Source organism: Pseudomonas sp. MF6776 (genome assembly GCF_016613125.1).
Lineage (GTDB): Bacteria > Pseudomonadota > Gammaproteobacteria > Pseudomonadales > Pseudomonadaceae > Aquipseudomonas > Aquipseudomonas iridis.
The window spans coordinates 75,880-91,528 of the sequence record NZ_JAENSQ010000018.1 but is presented as its reverse complement, the minus strand read 5'-3'; the positions used below and the strand labels follow the sequence as shown (position 1 = coordinate 91,528).

Below are 15,649 nucleotides of genomic sequence, written 5' to 3'. Positions count from 1 at the left end.
CCGTCATCGCTGGCAAGCCAGCTCCCACAGGGTTTTGCGTTGAGCACAAGATCTTTGCCTGACACAAATTCCTGTAGGAGCTGCGGCACGCTGCGATCTTTTGATTTTGACCTTTAAAAGCAAGATCAAAAAATCGCAGCGTGCCGCAGCTCCTACAAGGGTGTCTTGTGGCCGAACCTTACGCCACCACTCGATAGCACGGCACATACGCCGCGCCGCCCGGCAGTTTCATCCGGTGCTGGGCGACGAAGGCTTTGAGCAGTGCGTCGAGCGGTTGCATGATCGCGGCGTCACCACGGATCTGGTACGGGCCGTGTTCCTCGATCAGACGAATGCCCTTGTCCTTGACGTTACCGGCCACGATCCCCGAGAACGCCCGGCGCAGGTTGGCCGCGAGTTCATGCGGTGGCTGGTCGCGGTGCAGTTTCAGGTTGGCCATGTTTTCGTGGGTCGGATCGAACGGACGTTGGAAGCCCTCGTCAATCTTCAGCAGCCAGTTGAAGTGGAACGCGTCGTTACGCTCGCGGCGGAACTGCTTCACGGCTTTAAGGCCCTGGGTCATCTGACGCGCGACTTCAGTCGGGTCGTCGATGATGATTTCGTAGTGCTGCTTGGCCGCTTCACCGAGGGTCGCGATGACGAACGCGTCGAGCTGCTCCAGATACGGTGCAGCATGTTTCGGCCCGGTCAGGATGACCGGGAACGGCAGGCCCTCGTTGTCCGGATGCATGAGGATGCCCAGCAGGTAGAGGAACTCTTCCGCCGTACCGGCACCGCCCGGGAAGATGATGATGCCGTGGCCGACACGCACGAACGCTTCCAGACGTTTCTCGATGTCCGGCAGGATCACCAGTTCATTGACGATCGGGTTTGGCGCTTCGGCAGCGATGATGCCCGGCTCGGTCAGACCGAGGTAGCGACCGCCGTGAATACGCTGTTTGGCGTGGGCGATGGTCGCGCCTTTCATCGGGCCCTTCATCACGCCGGGGCCGCAGCCGGTGCAGATGTCGAGGCTGCGCAGGCCCAGTTCGTGGCCGACTTTCTTGGTGTATTTGTATTCTTCGGTGTTGATCGAGTGACCGCCCCAGCACACGACGATTTTCGGCTCGACACCCGGGCGCAGGGTGCGGGCATTGCGCAGCAGGTGGAAGACGTAGTCGCTGATGCCTTGCGAGGTGCTGAGATCGATGCGTTGGCTGTCGAGTTCGTTTTCGGTGTAGACGATGTCTCGCAGGGCGCTGAACAGCATTTCCCGGGTGCTGGCGATCATTTCGCCGTCGACGAAGGCATCGGCCGGAGCGTTCAGCAGCTCAAGGCGCACACCGCGATCCTGCTGGTGAATGCGGATTTCGAAGTCCTTGTAGGCTTCAAGAATGGTCTTGGCGTTATCGACATGAGCGCCGGTGTTGAGGATGGCCAGGGCGCACTGGCGGAACAGGGTGTAGGTGCTGCCGGATCCGGCTTCGCTCAGTTGCTGCACTTCACGTTGAGAAAGGGTTTCCAGGCTGCCTTTGGGGCTGACCGAAGCATTGATTACGTGTCGTTGGGTCATGCAATGATCCTTAAAACGATGTCATCCCAGAACCAGGCGAATGGCATCCGAATAGTGTGTATCCATGAATGAAGATGGCACGATCTGCGCTATACCGCCATGTCCCCGTTGGACGATGAAAAGATGAAAAGGGGCCTCAGCATAGCTAAATCCATCGCAGAGGCGATAATGCGCGGGCCCGTTTTTCAGTTGTGCCTCTTTTTCTTGCTCAAGGAAGTCATTAGTGATGTTCGAGATTCAGCCGATGGACGCCGCCACTTTTCGCCAGCAGACCCGCCGCAGCACGCTGATCATCGCCGTGCTGTTCCTGGTGCTGGCGATGCTGTTTTCAACGGTGGCGGTGCAGCTGTTCGGAGAACCGGGCGGCGATAACCTGCGGTTTAATGTCGGCGGGGTTTTTCTGGCATTTCTGCTGACGGCGGCATTGCTGCGCGGGCGCTTCTGGAATCAGAGCTGGATGGCGCCGGCGGTGTATAGCTGGCGGCTCAAGCGCAATTTGATGAGCGTCACCAATGTGATGCATCAGGTGACGGCGGCAGTGGAAAAGAACGACCCGATCGCGATGAAAGTGTTGCGCTTCTATCATCAGGGGCTGACGCAGATGCATGAACTGGATGGCAACTCCAGCGATCATGCGCAGTTGCATCGTGAAGTCGAACAGCACAAAGATCGGATGCAAGCGCTGGGTCTCGATGTCGACCAGCCACGCCTTGATCCGGCGTGGCTGGAGGCCTTGAAGCCTGCGTCGCGTTAAAGCGAAATACGGCTGGCTCGGCGCAGTTTCCACGAGCGGATCAATCGCCCGTAAACCAGCAGGTTGATCATCAGCACCACGCTGCCTAGCACCAGTTGAATCTGCGGTGTAAGCCCGGCCGGGTAGATGATCGGCCAGATGTAATGTTCGATGAAACCGCCGGCGTACTCGGTTTGCCCGGCGGCGTGGCGCATCAGGTTTTCCCAATAGGTCAGGGGGCAAGTCAGGTGCAACACCTCGACCGCGAAGCCCCACGCGGCGGCCGGCAAGTGCAGCCACATCAGTCGCGGCCACTTGAGCACCAGCAGTCCGCCGAACAGCACGAATAGAATGAACAGCAAATGAAACAGCACCAGCCCGTCGGCTGCGATTCGGTACAGCATGTCGTCTCCCTGACGCATTTGTGATGGGTGCCATGTTACGCCAGCCGCGGCTCACGGACGGCGCGATTTAGCGCAATTGTTAGCCGGAGATGGTGTTTGCTGTCAGCGTCGAGTGGTTACAAGTTGCGCGGTGAAAACTGTTCTACGCTTTATCGACGATGAATGACTTCTGAAAGCGAGGCGGATATGGCAACTGAGAAAACGCATCTGGATGATGAGGATGAGCCATCAGAAGAAGAGGTCGAGCAACAGAAGAGGAGAGAGGAGCAGACCTGGAAACATGACGACAGCCGAGAGCTGTCGGATCGCGATCAGGAACGCCCGCTAAAACCTTGAATGATGAATTGCCAAAGCCCCGAATCAACGGGGCTTTGGCGTTTCAAAGGTCTTCCAGCTGCGAGAAATCGGGGTGTGCCGCCCGGTAACCCAGAGTTCGGTCGATCCAGGCATTGAGCTCGTTGACCATCACCGGCGCCTGGCCGGGATACTCATCCAGAGTGATGCGCAGGATACGTTCGATGTCAGGAACTGAACTCAGGTTTCGGGTCTTGATGTAATGGCCGATAAAACAGTCGAGTTGAAGGCGTTCTGTCGTGGACAGATGAATACACTCCAGGCCTCCGACCTGTTTGATTGCAAAATCGTCGCGCAACTTATTTCTCTGCAAGGCTTGTAGACGTTATGGGGGAATTCTGGCTTGTTGACTTTACAGTCAACTGGTATACCAATTGGAAATGCGGCGCGCATGCTATCCGTAGCGAATGTAAATGTATGTATGACGATTGAAATGTCAGACAGGCGGTTAGTTCGCTCAAACGACTGTTTTATATACGCTTGTCTCAAGATTGAAACACTGTTTGTAAACGCTACGCGTCACCCTGGAGCTGCCGAAGGCTGCGATCTTAGCTTGTGGTTTTCAAGATCAAAAGATCGCAGCCTTCGGCAGTTCCTACATAAGAGAGCGTGTAGCGCTGGCAGATTTTCAGGCCACTTCAGCGATCAACTCGGGGCCTTGATTGCGTGAGTTTCCGACGGCTTTGACGACCTTGTGCCACTCAAACACCGTTGCGTCTTCACCCTCGAACAACAGCATCTGCTCGGCTCGTTCCACCGGGGTCGCCGGATCGAGCCATTCGCGCGCCAGTTCGGCGTTGAGCACCACCGGTCGACGGTCGTGGATATCGAGCATGCCGCCCATGCTGTCGGCAGTGATGATGACGAAGCCATCGTCGTCACGAGCATCGGCACCCGGTGTCGGAAATTGCCCAATGGCGGCGCAGAAAACTGGCTCATGATCCACCCGACGAATCAGCCATGGTTGTCGGGTTTTGTCCTCGGCATCGACCCATTCGAACCAATTATCGACCGGCACGATCAAGCGGTGACGCCAGATTGCGCGGAAAAACGGCCCGTGTGCGACTTTCTCCACCCGCGCATTGATCGGTGCGGCGCGGTCCTTTGCCCAGTGCGGACTCCAGCCCCAGCGCAGATTGTCCGCATACACACGTTGTTCGTGTTGATGCAGGACCGCCAGCGCGGTGGTCGGCGCTGCGTTGTATCGAGCCAGCGGCGCTTCGCCGACATGATTGATCAGCGCATCGGGAATGCTCAGCACTGCGACGAAATCGTGAATGCCCCGGTACTGCGAGAGTCTTCCGCACATCGGCTGAATCTCCTGTAGGAAATATCAGCTTAGTTGGCTCTTTGCTTCACTCCTTGGCGAGGTGACCGATGAACGTGTCGCCTCGTTTCAGCAGCCACTGGTGCACAGAGCGAGCACTGGAACCAAACCCTGTGTACCTTATCCAACCTCGGCGCGCGAAGCCGAGCGCAGGGCTGGATAAGGGCGAGGGAGTTTTGCCAATCGGTACATGAACGCAGTGGTCGGACTGAAGGCAAAACATGACATCCGGATTCAAACTTTTTTGTGCAGCGGTCATCGCCCTGGTGCTGGCCGGCTGCATTGCCGCGCCCATTGAACTGACCGCGCAAACCGAATCCCGGCTGAAGGCTCAAGCGCCGGTGCGTTTTCTGCTGACGTTCGATGACGGCCCCAGCGCCTCGAGTTTCTGGAATCCATCAGCGAAGGTGCTCGACAGCCTGAAAGACAACCCGGTGCAGGCGGGCATCAAAGCGGTATTTTTCGTCCAGACGCGTGCCCCCCGGGCTGGCAACAGCGAAATCGGTCGCGACATCATGCGGCGCGAGTTCGAAGAGGGGCATGTCCTCGGTTTTCATACAGCAACCCATTGGCACACCAACCATCGCTCGCTCACCCCGCAGGAACTCAAAGAATCGCTGACCAACGGCTCCGCTGACATCGCCGCCCTCACCGGAGCGCCGCCGAAGTTGCTGCGACCGCCATTCTGGAATTACGACAAACGCACGTTCGCCGCCTATCAACAGCATGGCTTGCAGGTGTTGCTTACGGATCTGAGTGCCAATGACGGCAAGATCTGGGGCTTCAACGCCAGCCCGCGCCGAAGGGCGAACATGTTGCAGCAGCTATCGCAAGTGCGTGAGCGCATCGCCCTGGGAGAGTTTCCGACAGTGGACGGTGTGATTCCTGTGGTGGTGACCTTTCATGATCTCAACCGCTATACCGCGCGGCATATGCGCGAATACCTGCAAATCCTGCTCGATAGCGCCGCGACCACCGGCGTGAGATTGGCGCAAAAGCCTTTTTATGACGATCACGCTGAATTGGAGAAGGCTGCGCTGGCGCGTACGGTTCGGCAAAGTTCCGAATCGGTGCAGTTGCCGGGCATGTGGAACTGGATCTGGGATCACGATTCTCACTGACGGGACGCATGAAAAGTGTGATCGGGTTGACGTTTTTCGGGGGGCGGGGCAGTCATTGCCCATCTATGCTCTACGGATCGATCGATTCAACGCCTGCGAGGCGCCCCGCCATGCTTGCCATTGCCGACATCTGTCGCATTGTCGAATCCGGCTTTCCCACGTTTAAATGCGAGTGCATTTCAACGCCTCAGGGGCTGCTTCAAATCAAAGTCTATGAGCCCGGCAGCGGACGCGTCGAGTTGCTGCTCAACGGCGTTTCCCCGGAACATCTCGTCACGATCCGCGACATTTCCAACTTTATTGGCGAATTGCGTACAGAAATGAGTGCCGGCCGCAGGGCCTTCGCCGGTTGATGTTTATAAACGCCGTTGAAATGCCCGGACGATGCGAAGCGTTGCTTCGCTGGTATCCAGATTCTGTACCGCGCCTAACGGAAACCAGATGCAATCAGTGATTTCGTTCTGCGGGCGCAACTCTTCTATGTTTAGCACCGAAGCCTCATAGACATGATGTCGGGTTCCGCCGTATTGCAGTTCCATCAGGTAGAGCACTTCATCGGCATTCAGCCCAGTTTCTTCCTGCAATTCGCGCACGGCAGCGCCCGTCCGGGTTTCTCCAGGTTCGACTTTGCCGCCCGGCAAACTCCAGCGGCAGCGGGGCTTGCGCACCAGGAGGATATGTCGATTCTGTTCGCAGATGACGGTTGCACGTACTTTCATCGGTTGCCTGTTACCGCTGTCACAAAAAAGAAATAAAACTGCAATATTCGAGCCGGACCTTTGGTTAAAGGTTCCTTTGACGTTGGAGCGTCGAGTATTGAGAGAAGTGCCAAATGCTGAAACAGGCTTGCGCGGTACGAGCGGATACTGAAAACCCTAAACGCGTGTTCAGGGTTACGAGGCGAGATAACGGGTTTTACAAAAGCAGCCCCGGCTAACGCCAGGGCTTTAGTTTGCAGCGGTAATAAGTGTGTGTCAGTGGACTTTGGTGCGACTGATTGCCCGTGCCTTCACTTCCCTGGCGTACAATTGCAGCCGCTCTTCATCGCTTTGCAAGACCTCACAGGATCTCAGTACTGACTGCGCGTCAGCCTCGTTACCAGATTTGCGCAGCTGCTCGGCGATGCGTTTCAGATCGACTGCCGACCAGCGCAGATCCGACGCGACGCTTTGCAAGTCGCGTTGCAGTTCGTGTTCGTATTCGTTGAGACGCATGATCACCTCCGGAACATTCTCGGTAAAAAAGAGTAGTCGCATTTTTCACCCGTCGTGGGTGGTTTTTCTGTGATACCGCTGAATGGGGGTGTAAAAAATTGTCCAATCTCCACAGCGGGCGCGATGCCACGATGGATGTGTTGTCTGTTAGGCGGTACATTCACTTTTTTTGCAAAAGGAAACATCATGCGGATATGGATCGGGAGTCTGGCGTTGGTCATGTTGGCAGGGTGCTCGTTGCCGACATCGTTGGTGCCGGGTGAGCCCAATGTCAGAAAGACCACTAGCAAGGCGCCCAAAGACTATGCCGCGTGCGTATTGCCGTTGTGGCAGAAGGATGTTGCGAAAACCTCGCAGACATCGATCTCCAACGGTTACCGCATCACTGCGCCGAGCATCATCACGGCTGACGAGATTCTCGAAATCGTCAAATACAAGGACGGCAGCAGCGTTTCCTTGTACCAAGGCCCGCCGTGGGCCAAGTCCGGGTCGCTACGCCAGTCTGTGCGTGATTGCCTGTAGCAATTGTCGGGTGCAAAAAAGCAGAAACCGAATTCCGGTTTCTGCTTTTTTTTGGCTGTCGATACCAGCGCAGAGCGATCAGTCTGAAATGTCGGTTGTCGCGATGACGTACTGACTGGCGCAGTAATACTGGCGGTCAGAAGTAATACCCGATGTTCACATACATCTGGTTTTCCCACTGATCCAGGCCCCCTGCACCCAAACTCTGGGTGTAGCTGCTGCCACCGATGTACGGATCGTTCTTGCCGATCAGCCATTCAGCCGCCACCCACAATTTACTCACCGAAAACGAGCTGCCGAGGATCATCCGTTCCGACGTCTTGAAGCTGCTGGCGGATTTGTCGAAGGCACTGTAGTTGGCGTAGAGCTTGATGCCGCTGACTTGGTCGAACAGGTATTTGCCGCCCACGTCATAACTCAGGTCTGCCACGTACAGATTGCCGCGACTGGCGACGTTGAAAGTACCGTCGTAACCACCAAGGGTTACCAGTTCATCAGTGCCCGGATTGCGCGGTGACATCTGCTGCCGCGCGGCTTGCAACTGCACGCCCCATGGACCGTTCTTGCCCAGGTAATGCACGGCAACGGCATTGCGTCGGCCGTCGTTGTCGGTGTCCCTGTTCTGAATGCTCGACGTCAGGCCGGAGACGCCGACCTCGGACTTCCACGGGCCGAGGTCCAGCGCCTTGGCCACGCGCAGCACGATGGTGTTGCGCTCCCGGTTGTCGCTGCCGTCAGCCACATAGTCGTCGGCCTCGGATACAACGCTTGAGTAGCTCACACCGTTGCTGGTGCCTTTGCCTTGCCACGCGGGGCGCACGTAGTACCCGGCCTGAATGTTCCATTCGCCGGTTTGCTGGATGTACTTGGCGCCGACCTGTTGCACATCTTCCAGGCCGATAACGTTGCCCAGCGTCTCGTAGAACGTGCTGCCGAAGTACGGCTGCAAACCGAACGGTACGGTGTTCAGGCCCACTTGCACCTGCTGGTCGGGGTTGAATTTGTAGCCCACCCACGCGAACTTGGCGAATTGGATGTCGCCGTAGTTTTTCGTGTACTGGTACGGGTAGGAGCGGCCATAGAAACGGTACTGAGCCTCACCGATCCAGCTTTCCGAATTGTATTTTGCGCTGAGGAATACCGTGTCGAGCCCGAACTTCTGAATGTCGCGATCCGGGTCGACATCCCAGCGCGCGCGGATGGCACCGCCCAGATCAAGATTGTCGGTGACCTGCACCGCCATTGCCGGGGCGGCAAAGCTGCAGAACAGAGCGATGGAAGTCGTGCGCAGGCGAAACGAAGAGGGGAAGGGCATGGAGCGGCTCTCGATTGTTTTTATTAGAGATGCCGCGCAGTTTTGCCATGTGCCGATTGTTGAACAAACGATAAAAACGCTGGAGAAACCTGCGTCGAATGCAAGTTACTCGAAAAATCCTGTAGGACAGTCCCACACACTCATGGGATGCTCTGCGCCTTGTCAGCGGTTTTCGAGTGCTTTGATATGAAACGCAAAATGCCTGGCCTGAACGCGCTCAAGGCGTTCGAAGTCGCCGGCAGCACCGGCAGCTTCACCCGCGCCGCCGAGTTGCTCAATGTCACGCAAAGTGCGGTCAGCCGCCAGGTGCGGCAACTGGAGGAACAGCTTGGCGAAAGCCTGCTCGAGCGCCGCCATCATCATTTGGAGCTGACGGGCGCCGGCAAGATTCTGTTGCGGGCGCTGCATCAGTCGTTCGACAAGATCGAGCTGACGGTGCGCAGCATTCAACAGAAAACCCATTCCAATCGCCTGCACATCAACGCGCCGCCGACCTTCACCAGTCGCTGGTTGATGCCGCGGCTGGGGCGTCTGCGCGAGCGGCACCCGGAACTGGAATTGAGCATTACGACGCGCTTGCAGGACAGCCTCGCGGAAACCAGTACCCTCGATTGCGCCATCCGTTTTGGTGATGGGGAGTGGGATGGCCTCGACAGTTCGCTGCTGATCCAGGAGCGGCACATCGCGGTGTGCGCGTCGTCGCTGTATGCCCGCGAGAGTGGCGAGCAGGGCATCGACCTCAATCGCCTTACGTTATTGCATGTGTTGGCCAAGGAAGATCAGCGCTACTTGACCTGGAAACACTGGCTCGATGCGGCACGGATCACTGGTGTGGATACCCAGGGCGGTTATGAGTTCGACCTGCTGGACCTGGCGATTCAGGCCGCGACCGATGGGCTGGGAATCACCATTGCCGACTGGCACATGGTCGCGACGGAGCTGGCCAGCGGACAACTGACCCAAGTGCTGAATGTGCATGTCGAAGGGCATCAATCCTATTGGCTGGTGACCCGGCCGGAGCAGACGGAAATGCCGCAGTTGCAGGTGTTCAGTCAGTGGCTGCAAGAAGAAATCTGGCTGGCGCAACGTCAGTTGGAGCCGTCGACGGCTGCTTCCTGACACACCCCAAATCCCCTTGTGGAAGCGAGCCTGCTCGCGAAAGCGTTGGATCAGCCGCCATCATCTGTGAATGACCCACCTCTTCGCGAGCAGGCTCGCTCCCACAGGAGTTTGCGGTGGAGCCAGGAGTAACCTGCATTTTTCGCATGTTTAACCGCCCGATAAATCGTTTGTTCAACCCGCCATCGATGACAAGACTGGCGGCATTGATAAAAACAAACGATGGGCGATGCACATGCGAATCGAGCGAAATTTTGTTAACGGCCAATTCATCGAGCCTGCCAGCGCAGCGCTGATTGCGGTCTACAATCCGGCCACCGAAGCGTTGCTGGGTCATGTGTCGGGCGCCACTGCCGAGGAGGCCACTGCCGCGGTCGACGCTGCGACCATCGCGCAAAAGCTTTGGGGCAAACTCACCAGCATCGAGCGCGCCGAACACCTGCGAGCCTTGGCCGCAGCCCTTGAGGATCGTGCTGAAGCCATTGGCGCCGCACTGGCCGCCGAGTCCGGCAAAAGCGTCAGCGACGCCAGTAATGAAGCGCGCTATGCGGCGCAGATCACTCGTTATCATGCTGAATGGGCACGCCGTATCGAAGGCGAAATCATTCCCAGCGACAGCCCTGATGAAAACCTGTTTTTGCATCGTGAGCCGATCGGCGTCGTCGCCTGCCTGATTCCGTTCAACTACCCGGTCTACACCCTGTTGCGCAAAATCGCCCCGGCGCTGATTACCGGCAACACCGTGGTGGTGCGTCCGAGCAACAACACACCGACCTCGGCGTTCGAAATCGCCAAAGCGGTGCAGCAGTCGGGCATGCCGGCGGGTGTCATCAATATTCTGACCATGGACCACGCCACGGCGGCGGCGGTCTGCACGCATAAATCGGTAGGCCTGATTACCCTGACCGGCAGCGTCAACGCCGGGCGCATCGTCCTCGATTACTGCAAGGCCAATATCGCCAAGCCGTCGCTGGAACTGGGCGGCAAGACCCCGGCGATCATCGAGGCGGATGCCGATCTGGAAGCGGCTGCGACGGCGGTCATTGCCTCGAAGACCACGCACTGCGGGCAACTGTGCACTGCGGTCGAGCGTGTCTATGTGCAGGAAAGTATCTACGACCGGTTCCTCGACTTGCTCAAAAGCAAAATCGCCGAGGTCAAATTCGGCGACCGTGCCACCGACGCCAGCCTGATGGGCCCGCTGGCCAACGCCAGCTCACAGAAAAACATTCACGCGATGGTCGAACGTGCCGTGGCCGACGGGGCGACCCTGGAGTGCGGCGGTGTCCTGCCGCAGGGTCGGGGGCATTTTTATCCGCCAACGCTGCTCAGCGGCTGCCGTCAGGACATGGAAATCGTCCAGGAGGAAATCTTCGGCCCGGTGCTGCCGGTGCTCAAGTACCGCGACATCGACGAGGCGCTGGCCATGGCCAACGACCACCAGTTCGGCCTGGCGTCGGTGCTCTACACCGAGAATTACCGCACCGCGCAGAAAGTCGCCAACGCCATCGAGGCTGGCGAGTTGTACGTCAATCGCACCCCGGCCGACCCGTATCAGGGTTACCACGCCGGTTGGAAGCGCTCCGGCCTGGGCGGTGATGACGGCAAGCACGGCATGCTCGAATTCACCCAGACCCGACTTGTGGTCATGAAGTACTGATCCACCGCGACACGCCTCACGCTTCATCTATAAAAACAATTATCAGGGGCGCCCGGAGCACGGGTCGCCCGAGGTCACTTCAATGTCCAAGCATGCATCCTCTGCTGCCGCTGTTCAGGGTTCCAACGCGGCTGTGAAAAGCCAAAGTGACAAGGGAAGTCGCTATTTCCAATTGATGTTGCTGGTACTGGCCGCCGGCGCGATCTATCCGATTCTGTACCTGCGCCAGGTCTATCAAACGACCATGCTCGAGGTGTTCCAGATCAGCCACAGTGAACTGGGCTATCTGTACTCGATCCTCGGCACGATTTTTCTGCTCTGCTACTTGCCGAGCGGTTGGCTGGCCGACCGCATTGCGCCGCGTTTCCTGATTTTCTTCTCGCTGGTGGCCACGGGCGTTTTGGGCCTCTGGTACTCGACCGCGCCGTCGATGACCGAGTTGATGATCATCTTCGGTTGCTGGGGACTGACCACCGGTTTGACCTTCTGGGCCTCGGTGCTCAAGCGCGTGAAAATGATCGCGCATCACACCGAACAGGGGCGTTTCTTCGGCATCCTCGACGGTGGTCGTGGCCTGATTGAAGCCTTGTTGGCGACCGTTGCTCTGGGGCTGTTTGCCTTCGCCACCGAAACCCGTGGCGAGTCCACCGCCGAAGGCTTCCGGCACGTGGTCTATCTCTACGCCTTTACCTGTATCGCCATCGGCTGTGTGCTGGTGCTGATCAAGGATCCGAAGTCGATGCAGGACACGCCGGCGGTGGAGAAGGGCAAATTCAATCTGCTCACCGACCTGGCGACCCTGGTGAAAATTCCCGAGCTATGGCTGGTCACCGCGATTGTGTTCTGCGGTTATCACATCTTCTGGGCCACCTACAGCTTCTCCGATTACCTTCAGGGCAGCGGCATGACGGCCGTCATGGCCGGCACCATCACCACGATCAAACTGTGGATGCGCCCGATTGGCGGCATCGGTGGCGGCTGGCTGGGGGACAGGTTCTCGAATATTTCGGTGCTGATCGTTGCGCTGTTACTGGCGAGTCTGGCGATTGTCGGCCTGATCGTGTTCCCGTCGCTCAACAGCATCGGCCTGCTGATCAGCACGGTGATTTTCATCGGCCTGATGACCTATGCGATTCGCGGGCTGTACTGGGCGATCCTCGATACCTGCAACATTCCGCTGCGCATCACCGGCCTGGCCATCGGCATTGTTTCGGTGGTCGGTTACCTGCCGGACGCCTTCATTCCGCTGATCAACGGCTACCTCACCGAGCAGTATCCCGGTGCCCTCGGTTACAAGCTCTACTTCGGCTACATCGCCTTCGTCGGCTTCCTCGGCACCCTGGCTGCCGTGACCCTGCGTGCCCGAATCAATCGCCAATCCTTGAACAAGACAGGTGCCTGAGATGAAAATCGTCGCCCTTGAAACCCATATCGTTGCTGTACCGCCACCGCACGTCGGCGGTATGTACTGGCTGTTCGTCAAGCTCAAGACCGACTGCGGCATTGAAGGTGTTGGCGAGATCTACGCCGCGACCTTCGGCCCCAAAGCCATGTTGCCAATCATCGAGGACGTGTTCGAACGCTACCTGCTCGATCAGGACCCGCACCACATCGAGCGCTTCTTTCGTCAGGCCTATTCCAGTGGTTTCACCCAGCGTCCTGACCTGACCATGATGGGCGTGGTCAGCGGTCTGGAGATGGCGTGCTGGGACATCATCGGCAAAGCGGCGAACAAGCCGGTTTACGAGTTGCTCGGCGGCAAGGTTAACGAACGCCTGCGTTCCTACACCTATCTGTATCCGGTCAACAGCCGTGGCGAGTACGACTACGACGACCCGGACCTGGCTGCCGAGTGCGCCATCGACAACATGAACAAAGGCTTCACGGCGGTGAAATTCGACCCGGCCGGGCCCTACACCGCGTACTCCGGGCACCAGATCTCGCTGGAAGTGCTGGAACGCTGCGAAACCTTCTGCCGCAAGATCCGCGAGGCGGTGGGCAACAAATGCGACCTGCTGTTCGGCACCCATGGGCAGATGGTGCCGTCCTCGGCGATACGTCTGGCCAAGCGCCTGGAAAAATACGATCCGCTGTGGTTCGAAGAGCCGGTGCCGCCAGGGCAGGAAGAGGCCATGGCCCAGGTTGCGGCCAAGACCAGCATCCCGATTGCTACGGGCGAACGCCTGACCACCAAGTACGAATTCTTCAAGCTGCTGCAGGCCGGCGGTGCATCGATTCTGCAGATGAACGTCGCGCGTTGCGGCGGCCTGCTCGAAGCCAAGAAGATCGCCAGCATGGCCGAGGCCTATTACGCGCAAATTGCCCCGCATCTGTACAACGGGCCGATTGGTGCGGCGGCGAGTTTCCAGTTGGCGACGTGTACACCGAATTTTCTCATTCAGGAAAGCATCGGCACCTGGGGCGGTTTTCATGCCGAGGTGTTGACCAAGCCGTTGCAGTGGGAGGACGGCTACATCATTCCGTCCACCGAGCCGGGCCTGGGCGTCGAGCTGAACATGGACGTGGTGCGCAAGCATTCACCGTACACCGGCGAGCGCCTGCACCTGCAAATGGCCCCGACGCCTGTGGACGTCAAAGACACATCGCCGGCCAGAGGCTGACATAGCTTCTGATTGCCACGCCAACCCCTAAAGGTTCGGCGAATTATGGACAACGACTTACGCGGTAACCGTGCATGACATACGACTACATCATCGCTGGCGCAGGCGCCGCAGGCTGCGTGCTCGCCAACCGGCTCTCGGCCTCGGGCAAATACAGCGTGCTGCTGCTGGAGGCGGGTGGCAAGGACAGCTCTCTGTGGTTCAAGATCCCGGTCGGCTTCGCCAAAATGTATTACAACCCGACCTTCAACTGGATGTATTACAGCCAGCCACAGAAGCAATTGGGCAATCGCGAAATCTACGCGCCACGCGGCAAGGTGCAGGGTGGCTCGGGCTCGATCAACGCGATGATTTACGTGCGCGGGCAGGCCCATGATTTTGACGATTGGGCTGCCAATGGCAACGACGGCTGGGGCTTCAAGGACGTGCTGCCGTACTTCCGCAAACTGGAAAACCATCCGCTGGGCGACAGCGAATACCACGGTAGCAGCGGCCCGATCAGCATCACGCCGATGAAGGGTCAGACCCATCCGATTTGCGACGTGTTTCTGGAGGGCTGCGCCGAGCTCGGCTATCCGCGCAGCGATGATTTCAATGGCGCGAATTTCGAGGGTGCGGGCCTCTACGACGTCAACACTAAAAATGGCCAGCGCTGCTCCAGCAGCTTTGCGCATCTGCATCCGGCGCTGAAACGCCCGAACCTGACGGTTGAGCATTACGCGCTGGTGGACCGAGTCCTGTTCGACGAAACGAAGCGACGTGCGACGGGCATTTCGATTACCCAGCATGGCCTGGCGCGAACCTTCACCGCACGCAAGGAAGTCATCCTCTGCGCAGGTGCTGTCGATACGCCGAAAATCCTCCAGTTGTCCGGCGTTGCCGATCGCGACCTGCTGGCCAGGCACCAGATTCCTCTAGTCAAACATCTGCCGGCGGTGGGCCGGAATCTGCAGGATCACCTATGCGCCAGTTATTACTACAAGGCCAATATCCCGACGCTCAACGATGAACTGAGCTCGCTGTTCGGCCAGTTCAAACTCGGCGTGAAATACCTGCTGACGCGCAAGGGGGCGCTGGCCATGAGCGTTAATCAGGCGGGCGGTTTTTTCCGTGGCGAGGCGCATCAGCAGCACCCCAATCTGCAACTGTACTTCAACCCGTTGTCGTATCAGATTCCGAAAAACAACAAGGCCAGTCTCAAGCCGGAGCCGTACTCAGGCTTTCTGTTGTGCTTCAACCCGTGCCGGCCGACCAGTCGCGGACACATCGAGATCGCCTCGAAAAATCCGCGCGACGCAGCGCTGATCGATCCCAACTACCTGAGCACGCAAAAGGACATCGACGAGGTGATTCAGGGCAGTCGCCTGATGCGCAAAATCATGAACGCCCCGGCGCTCAAGAGCATCACAGTTGACGAAGTGTTGCCGGGGCCGGCAGTGGATACAGACGAGCAGATGTTGCAATACTTCCGCGACAACTGCGGCTCGATCTACCACTTGTGCGGCTCTTGCGCGATGGGCGCGGACGAACAGACTTCGGTGGTCGACAAGCGTCTGAAGGTGCATGGTTTTGAGGGCTTGCGGATTGTCGATGCATCGATCTTTCCGAACGTGACGTCGGGCAATACCCATGCGGCGGTGCTGATGGTGGCGGAGAAGGGTGCGGATCTGATTTTGCAGGATGCATAGGTTTCAGGTTTGGGGGATT

The 15,649-nt window shown here is 58.1% G+C and carries 17 protein-coding genes; 10 read left to right on the top strand and 7 right to left on the bottom strand.

Translation table 11 applies throughout. The features are described 5' to 3' along the window. Window positions 1-178 precede the first annotated feature (178 nt). Window positions 179-1,552 (bottom strand): nucleotide 5'-monophosphate nucleosidase PpnN, encoded by a 1,374-nt coding sequence (gene ppnN / locus JJD74_RS20075; protein ID WP_042559566.1) that lies wholly within the window; start codon window positions 1,550-1,552, stop codon window positions 179-181. Window positions 1,553-1,778: 226 nt separating this feature from the next. Here ppnN and JJD74_RS20070 point away from each other — a divergent pair, with 226 nt between their 5' ends. Continuing rightward, complete coding sequence (locus JJD74_RS20070; protein ID WP_200616636.1) at window positions 1,779-2,306, top strand: DUF3087 family protein; 528 nt, start codon at window positions 1,779-1,781, stop codon at window positions 2,304-2,306. Here JJD74_RS20070 and JJD74_RS20065 read toward each other — a convergent pair. Further along, entirely contained in the window at window positions 2,303-2,689 is a 387-nt protein-coding gene (locus tag JJD74_RS20065) for a DUF2784 domain-containing protein (RefSeq protein ID WP_115147339.1), read from the bottom strand. The genes JJD74_RS20070 and JJD74_RS20065 overlap by 4 nt on opposite strands. A gap of 162 nt (window positions 2,690-2,851) precedes the next feature. Here JJD74_RS20065 and JJD74_RS20060 point away from each other — a divergent pair, with 162 nt between their 5' ends. Continuing rightward, a complete protein-coding gene (locus JJD74_RS20060) occupies window positions 2,852-3,025 on the top strand; it encodes a hypothetical protein (protein WP_155401132.1) in 174 nt (57 codons plus the stop codon). A gap of 43 nt (window positions 3,026-3,068) precedes the next feature. On the opposite strand, the gene JJD74_RS20055 is transcribed toward JJD74_RS20060, so the two are convergent. Continuing rightward, complete coding sequence (locus JJD74_RS20055) at window positions 3,069-3,341, bottom strand: hypothetical protein (RefSeq protein WP_042559564.1); 273 nt, start codon at window positions 3,339-3,341, stop codon at window positions 3,069-3,071. 330 nt (window positions 3,342-3,671) lie between these two features. Continuing rightward, on the bottom strand, window positions 3,672-4,352 hold the full coding sequence (locus JJD74_RS20050; RefSeq protein ID WP_200616635.1) for an SOS response-associated peptidase: 681 nt from the start codon (window positions 4,350-4,352) through the stop codon (window positions 3,672-3,674). A 239-nt stretch (window positions 4,353-4,591) separates the two neighbouring features. Here JJD74_RS20050 and JJD74_RS20045 point away from each other — a divergent pair, with 239 nt between their 5' ends. Next, entirely contained in the window at window positions 4,592-5,491 is a 900-nt protein-coding gene (locus JJD74_RS20045; protein WP_200616634.1) for a polysaccharide deacetylase family protein, read from the top strand. Window positions 5,492-5,601: 110 nt separating this feature from the next. Beyond that, window positions 5,602-5,844, top strand: a complete 243-nt coding sequence (locus JJD74_RS20040; protein ID WP_042559561.1) for a DUF1652 domain-containing protein — start codon at window positions 5,602-5,604, stop codon at window positions 5,842-5,844. A gap of 3 nt (window positions 5,845-5,847) precedes the next feature. Here JJD74_RS20040 and JJD74_RS20035 read toward each other — a convergent pair whose 3' ends face one another. After that, window positions 5,848-6,210 carry an NUDIX hydrolase gene (locus JJD74_RS20035; protein ID WP_200616633.1) on the bottom strand — a complete coding sequence of 121 codons (363 nt, stop codon included), beginning with the start codon at window positions 6,208-6,210 and terminating at the stop codon, window positions 5,848-5,850. Window positions 6,211-6,465: 255 nt separating this feature from the next. Beyond that, window positions 6,466-6,705 (bottom strand): hypothetical protein, encoded by a 240-nt coding sequence (locus JJD74_RS20030; RefSeq protein WP_007910805.1) that lies wholly within the window; start codon window positions 6,703-6,705, stop codon window positions 6,466-6,468. A gap of 186 nt (window positions 6,706-6,891) precedes the next feature. Here JJD74_RS20030 and JJD74_RS20025 point away from each other — a divergent pair, with 186 nt between their 5' ends. After that, window positions 6,892-7,227 (top strand): hypothetical protein, encoded by a 336-nt coding sequence (locus JJD74_RS20025; RefSeq protein WP_042559559.1) that lies wholly within the window; start codon window positions 6,892-6,894, stop codon window positions 7,225-7,227. A 136-nt stretch (window positions 7,228-7,363) separates the two neighbouring features. Here the strand turns inward: JJD74_RS20025 and JJD74_RS20020 are convergent, their stop codons facing one another. Further along, window positions 7,364-8,542: a hypothetical protein gene (locus JJD74_RS20020; protein WP_200616632.1), complete on the bottom strand. Its 1,179-nt coding sequence runs from the start codon at window positions 8,540-8,542 to the stop codon at window positions 7,364-7,366. Window positions 8,543-8,728: 186 nt separating this feature from the next. Between JJD74_RS20020 and JJD74_RS20015 the strand changes: the two genes are divergently transcribed. From JJD74_RS20015 to JJD74_RS19995, 5 genes are all read left to right on the top strand, one after another. Continuing rightward, on the top strand, window positions 8,729-9,661 hold the full coding sequence (locus JJD74_RS20015; RefSeq protein ID WP_200616631.1) for a LysR substrate-binding domain-containing protein: 933 nt from the start codon (window positions 8,729-8,731) through the stop codon (window positions 9,659-9,661). Between the two features lie 235 nt (window positions 9,662-9,896). Beyond that, entirely contained in the window at window positions 9,897-11,321 is a 1,425-nt protein-coding gene (gene aldA / locus JJD74_RS20010) for an aldehyde dehydrogenase (RefSeq protein WP_200616645.1), read from the top strand. 82 nt (window positions 11,322-11,403) lie between these two features. Next, on the top strand, window positions 11,404-12,723 hold the full coding sequence (locus tag JJD74_RS20005; RefSeq protein ID WP_115147334.1) for an MFS transporter: 1,320 nt from the start codon (window positions 11,404-11,406) through the stop codon (window positions 12,721-12,723). Window position 12,724: 1 nt separating this feature from the next. Further along, window positions 12,725-13,942: a mandelate racemase/muconate lactonizing enzyme family protein gene (locus JJD74_RS20000; RefSeq protein WP_042559555.1), complete on the top strand. Its 1,218-nt coding sequence runs from the start codon at window positions 12,725-12,727 to the stop codon at window positions 13,940-13,942. Window positions 13,943-14,016: 74 nt separating this feature from the next. Beyond that, window positions 14,017-15,630: a GMC family oxidoreductase gene (locus JJD74_RS19995; RefSeq protein WP_200616630.1), complete on the top strand. Its 1,614-nt coding sequence runs from the start codon at window positions 14,017-14,019 to the stop codon at window positions 15,628-15,630. The last annotated feature ends 19 nt before the right edge of the window (window positions 15,631-15,649 follow it).

Bases quoted from the DNA above. Each gene is read 5' to 3' on its own strand.
- JJD74_RS20040 (WP_042559561.1), top strand. From the start codon at position 5,602: ATGCTTGCCATTGCCGACATCTGTCGCATTGTCGAATCCGGCTTTCCC.
- JJD74_RS20060 (WP_155401132.1), top strand. From the start codon at position 2,852: ATGACTTCTGAAAGCGAGGCGGATATGGCAACTGAGAAAACGCATCTG.
- JJD74_RS20035 (WP_200616633.1), bottom strand. From the start codon at position 6,210: ATGAAAGTACGTGCAACCGTCATCTGCGAACAGAATCGACATATCCTC.
- JJD74_RS20065 (WP_115147339.1), bottom strand. From the start codon at position 2,689: ATGCTGTACCGAATCGCAGCCGACGGGCTGGTGCTGTTTCATTTGCTG.
- JJD74_RS20020 (WP_200616632.1), bottom strand. From the start codon at position 8,542: ATGCCCTTCCCCTCTTCGTTTCGCCTGCGCACGACTTCCATCGCTCTG.
- JJD74_RS20030 (WP_007910805.1), bottom strand. From the start codon at position 6,705: ATGCGTCTCAACGAATACGAACACGAACTGCAACGCGACTTGCAAAGC.
- aldA (WP_200616645.1), top strand. From the start codon at position 9,897: ATGCGAATCGAGCGAAATTTTGTTAACGGCCAATTCATCGAGCCTGCC.
- JJD74_RS20045 (WP_200616634.1), top strand. From the start codon at position 4,592: ATGACATCCGGATTCAAACTTTTTTGTGCAGCGGTCATCGCCCTGGTG.
- JJD74_RS20000 (WP_042559555.1), top strand. From the start codon at position 12,725: ATGAAAATCGTCGCCCTTGAAACCCATATCGTTGCTGTACCGCCACCG.
- JJD74_RS20005 (WP_115147334.1), top strand. From the start codon at position 11,404: ATGTCCAAGCATGCATCCTCTGCTGCCGCTGTTCAGGGTTCCAACGCG.
- JJD74_RS20050 (WP_200616635.1), bottom strand. From the start codon at position 4,352: ATGTGCGGAAGACTCTCGCAGTACCGGGGCATTCACGATTTCGTCGCA.
- JJD74_RS19995 (WP_200616630.1), top strand. From the start codon at position 14,017: ATGACATACGACTACATCATCGCTGGCGCAGGCGCCGCAGGCTGCGTG.
- JJD74_RS20025 (WP_042559559.1), top strand. From the start codon at position 6,892: ATGCGGATATGGATCGGGAGTCTGGCGTTGGTCATGTTGGCAGGGTGC.
- JJD74_RS20015 (WP_200616631.1), top strand. From the start codon at position 8,729: ATGAAACGCAAAATGCCTGGCCTGAACGCGCTCAAGGCGTTCGAAGTC.
- ppnN (WP_042559566.1), bottom strand. From the start codon at position 1,552: ATGACCCAACGACACGTAATCAATGCTTCGGTCAGCCCCAAAGGCAGC.
- JJD74_RS20070 (WP_200616636.1), top strand. From the start codon at position 1,779: ATGTTCGAGATTCAGCCGATGGACGCCGCCACTTTTCGCCAGCAGACC.